This window comes from Microbacterium sp. UBA837, assembly GCF_002296025.1.
In the GTDB taxonomy this organism is placed as follows: Bacteria; Actinomycetota; Actinomycetes; order Actinomycetales; family Microbacteriaceae; genus Microbacterium.
In genome coordinates this window covers 1-3,689 of sequence record NZ_DBHD01000026.1, presented here as the reverse complement: position 1 = coordinate 3,689, position 3,689 = coordinate 1, and the positions used below count along the sequence as shown (strand labels likewise).

Annotated in this window: 4 protein-coding genes; all 4 read right to left on the bottom strand. The window is 68.6% G+C overall.

Features of this window, described 5'->3' with window-relative positions:
• Positions 1-678, bottom strand: a 678-nt coding sequence (locus B3587_RS02330) for an FAD-dependent oxidoreductase (protein WP_292726250.1), incomplete at its 3' end; no start/stop codon positions are given.
• Between the two features lie 3 nt (positions 679-681).
• Entirely contained in the window at positions 682-1,398 is a 717-nt protein-coding gene (locus tag B3587_RS02325; protein WP_228178279.1) for a methyltransferase domain-containing protein, read from the bottom strand.
• Entirely contained in the window at positions 1,385-2,557 is a 1,173-nt protein-coding gene (locus B3587_RS02320; protein WP_292726248.1) for a type III polyketide synthase, read from the bottom strand. The genes B3587_RS02325 and B3587_RS02320 overlap by 14 nt, the downstream gene beginning before the upstream one ends.
• 39 nt (positions 2,558-2,596) lie before the next feature.
• Entirely contained in the window at positions 2,597-3,457 is an 861-nt protein-coding gene (locus B3587_RS02315; RefSeq protein ID WP_292726246.1) for an exodeoxyribonuclease III, read from the bottom strand.
• Positions 3,458-3,689: the final 232 nt, after the last annotated feature.

Below are 3,689 nucleotides of genomic sequence, written 5' to 3'. Positions count from 1 at the left end.
TGTGGAGCCCGCGCGGTGCCACGCGACGTATCGCCGCAGGCCGCCGGGTAGCGGAAACGACTCGAGGACGCCATCCGGATGCAGGTGGACGATGGCGCGGGGCCCTTCGTCGGTGTCATCGGGAACGTCGGCCATGACGTAACGGTCGGGGTACGCGCGGCGCCTCCCGTCGCGGATGAGGCTACTGATGTGGCGCGAGCGAGACCCCGCCGCAATCACGACCGCATCGCCGTGCACGTCACCACTGTCGGTGATCACCCGACACGTCGCCCCTTCGTCGATCACGTCGAGCACCTGGACTCCGCGCTCCGGCGCGGGGGCGCCGTTGCTGGCGGCCGCGGCGGTGATCGCCGATTCGGTCGCTGCCTGCGGAAGGGTCGCGACGAACGGGAAGGATGCGAGCGAGCCGGCCCGCACAGCGTCGAACCGGATCGTGGTCACGGTCGCGGCGCCGACCCTGGCCTGGCCCTCCCGCACCTGCAGACAGGCGGAAAGAATGCGATCGGTCACCCCCGAGGCTGACATCGCCGTCAGCGCGGCGGAATGGATGCCGATCGCCCGGGACCCGGCGCCGGGAGCCTCACGCGCCTCGAGCGTGATGTGCTCCACACCCAGGCGGGCGAGTTCGCCGCCCAGCAGCATGCCGACGGGACCGGCGCCGATGATCACGACCGGCATGGCTCACCTGTCACCGGGTCCCTCGGGCCCGCGGGTCGCGAGGACGCGAAACGGCGCCGGCGCGGTCACTGTCCACACCCGTGGGACCTCCCGCTGGAGCTCGGCGACGGTGTATGACCGGCGGATCGAGCGGAGCCCGTCAGTGAGGAGGAAGGTCCCGGGTGCGACCGGAAGGATGCCGACTGCGTAGAGACCCCACGCCGTCTTGCTGCGGGCGATGTCGTTGTGCAGCGCGAGCTCGGCGCCGAGCGCGTCGGTGTGGGTGAGCAGTTCGTGCAACTGATCGCGGCTGAGGTGGTGGAGGACATGGTTGGAGACGACGACGTCGAACTGTTCGCCGGCGTCGACGAGGTCTGCGGCATACGCGCCTCGAAAGGTGACCCCGGGCTCGGGTGGCTGAGACGTCGCGATCGACAGGCACCGTGGGTCGGGGTCGATTCCGCAGATCTCCACCGCGAAGCCGTCGCTGTGAGCACGTCGCGCGAGGTCGCGTGTGACGTCGCCGCCGCCGCATCCGACGTCGAGAATCCGAACCGGCTCATCACGCTGCGCGTCAGCTCGGGTGCGAAGGTAGGGACGCAGACGGGATCTGTAGATCGCGCCCCATCCCGCCACCGCCCGGTTCACCACTGTGAACCGGCGTACCGTGCGCAGCAGCGCCTGTTCGTCGCACTGCGGATCGTCCATCAGCTCGCGAAGAGTCTCGTCACGAACGCGCACTGTCCGCCTGCCCCACGCGCAAGCTTTCCGCCGCCGCTATCGGCTGGCGCGCTGCGATGCGAGCCGTTGCACTCTCTACCGCGAGGCCAGGACCGAACGCTGTGACGAGAACCTGCTCGCCCTCGGCCACCGTGGGATCACCGAGGAGGTCGGCGAGGATGAACAGCACTGTCGCGGATGACATGTTGCCGTAGTCGCGCAGGATCGCTCGGGATCGCTGCAGAGCCGTTTCGTCGAGATCCATCGCCTGCTCGAACCTGTCCAGGATGCTGCGTCCGCCCGGGTGGACCACCCACTGGTCAATCGCACCGGTGCGCTCAAGCACCGGCGCGAGGGCTGCGCGGACTTCGCGTCCGACGATGCGGGGGACATTGCCGGTGAGTGTCATCTCGAAGCCGTGGTCGCCGATGATCCACGCCATGTCCTGCTCGCCGTCGGTCGTCAGGGCGGTGGTGAAGCCCGTCAGCTCGAGCCCGCGAGACGGTGCAGCCAGTTCGCGGGGACCGCTGGATTCCGGCGACTTTGCGGTCACGACCGCCGCTGCCGCGCCGTCGGCGAAGACGGCGGAGGCGACGATCTGGTCGGGTTCGGATGATGAGCGAATGTGGATGGAGCACACCTCGGTGCACGTGACCAACACCGTTGCGGTGGGATCGGCGAGACAGATTCGCCATGCCGAGCGCAGCGCCGGGATTGCCGCGGCACACCCCATGAATCCGATGTGCTCGCGTTCGACCGTCGGATAAAGCCCGATGTCGCGCACCAGCCGGTATTCGGGGCCGGGAGCGTAGAAGCCCGTGCAACTGGCAGTGACCACGTGGGTGATCTCGCCCGGATGTACGCCGGCGTTCTCGAGCGCACGCCGCGCGGCGGCCTCCGACAGTCGCGGCGCTTCGCGCGCGTACCGCGCGTTGCGCGTACCGGTCCCCGGATTGCGCACCGCGTGAGTCTCGGGTTCCAGGAAGTCGCCGCCGCCACCGGCTAGATCCTCGATGACGGTGTGGCGCCGCTCGATCGCCGAGTTGTCGTAGGCGGCGCGGATGAGCCGTGCCGTAAGGGGCGCGATATCCGGCTCCGCGAGGAACAGGTCCTTCACCTGCGATTGCGAGAGCGCGAACTCCGGCACCGCGGTCCCAATGCCGATGAGCTGCACTCCCATGCACTCACCCTAGGCGCCGGGTACCTCGGCGGGGCCGCGTCACCCGAAGATCATCGGCCGGTCATCGTCTGCTTCGTCTTCTCCCGGCGACAGTCGGGCGCGGTCGAGCTCGACGACCACGGGGACGTGGTCGCTCGGAGCCTCACCCTTGCGCTCGTTTCGGTGGATGGCGGCATCCGTCACCGCATCCGCCACAGCGCGTGAGCCGAGGATGAAGTCGATCCGCAGTCCCTCGTTGCGGGGGAAGCGCAGCTGCTTGTAGTCCCAGTAAGTGAATCCGGTCGGAACCAGGGGCCTGACGACGTCGCTGAGCCCCGCCTGCTCGAGAGCGGTGAAGGCTTCCCGTTCTGGGGCGGAGACGTGCGTCGAGAATCCTTCAACGATCGCGGGGTCGCCGTTGTCGGCATCCGTCGGGGCGATGTTGAAGTCGCCGACCAGAGCCAGAGGCAGGTCGGGCGCTGCCGCGAGGGTGGTTGCGGTGTACTGGCGCAGCGCCTCGAGCCAGTGGAGCTTGTAGACGTAGTGGGGGTCCTCGAGGGCACGACCATTGGGGACGTAGAGGCTCCAGACGCGCACGCCGTCGATGGTCGCACCGATCGCGCGGGCTTCCTGCGGAGCATCCGGGCCCTCGTGCCCCTTCGCGAAGCCGGGCATCCCGGGGAAGGCGGTCTCGACCTCGGTGGGACGCGAGCGGCTGGCGATCGCGACACCGTTCCACTGCGAGAAGCCGTGGGCTTCGACGTGGAACCCTGCCTGCTCGAACTGGTCGAACGGGAACTGCTCGACCTTGCACTTGATCTCTTGCATTGCCAACACGTCGATGTCTTCACGCACCGCGAAGTCGACGATCCGGTCGACCCGGGCGCGGACGGAGTTCACGTTCCAGGTGGCAAGGCGCATGGTCTCAGCCTAGAGTCGCCGGCCGACGTCGCCCGCTTCCTGACGCGGGCTCCGGGGCGGGGTGTGGCCAACTCCTGAGTTCCGGTGCCGAACCCGGGCCGTGTCGAGGTGAGGATGCCGTGCGGCCGTCGAGTGTGCGGAGTTAGCTGCGGTGGTGGCCTGGGGAGATAGGGGTGGTCGCGTGGTTCAATCTGGCGTCCGCGTTGCTCGGCATGGCCGGCCTCACTCTCGG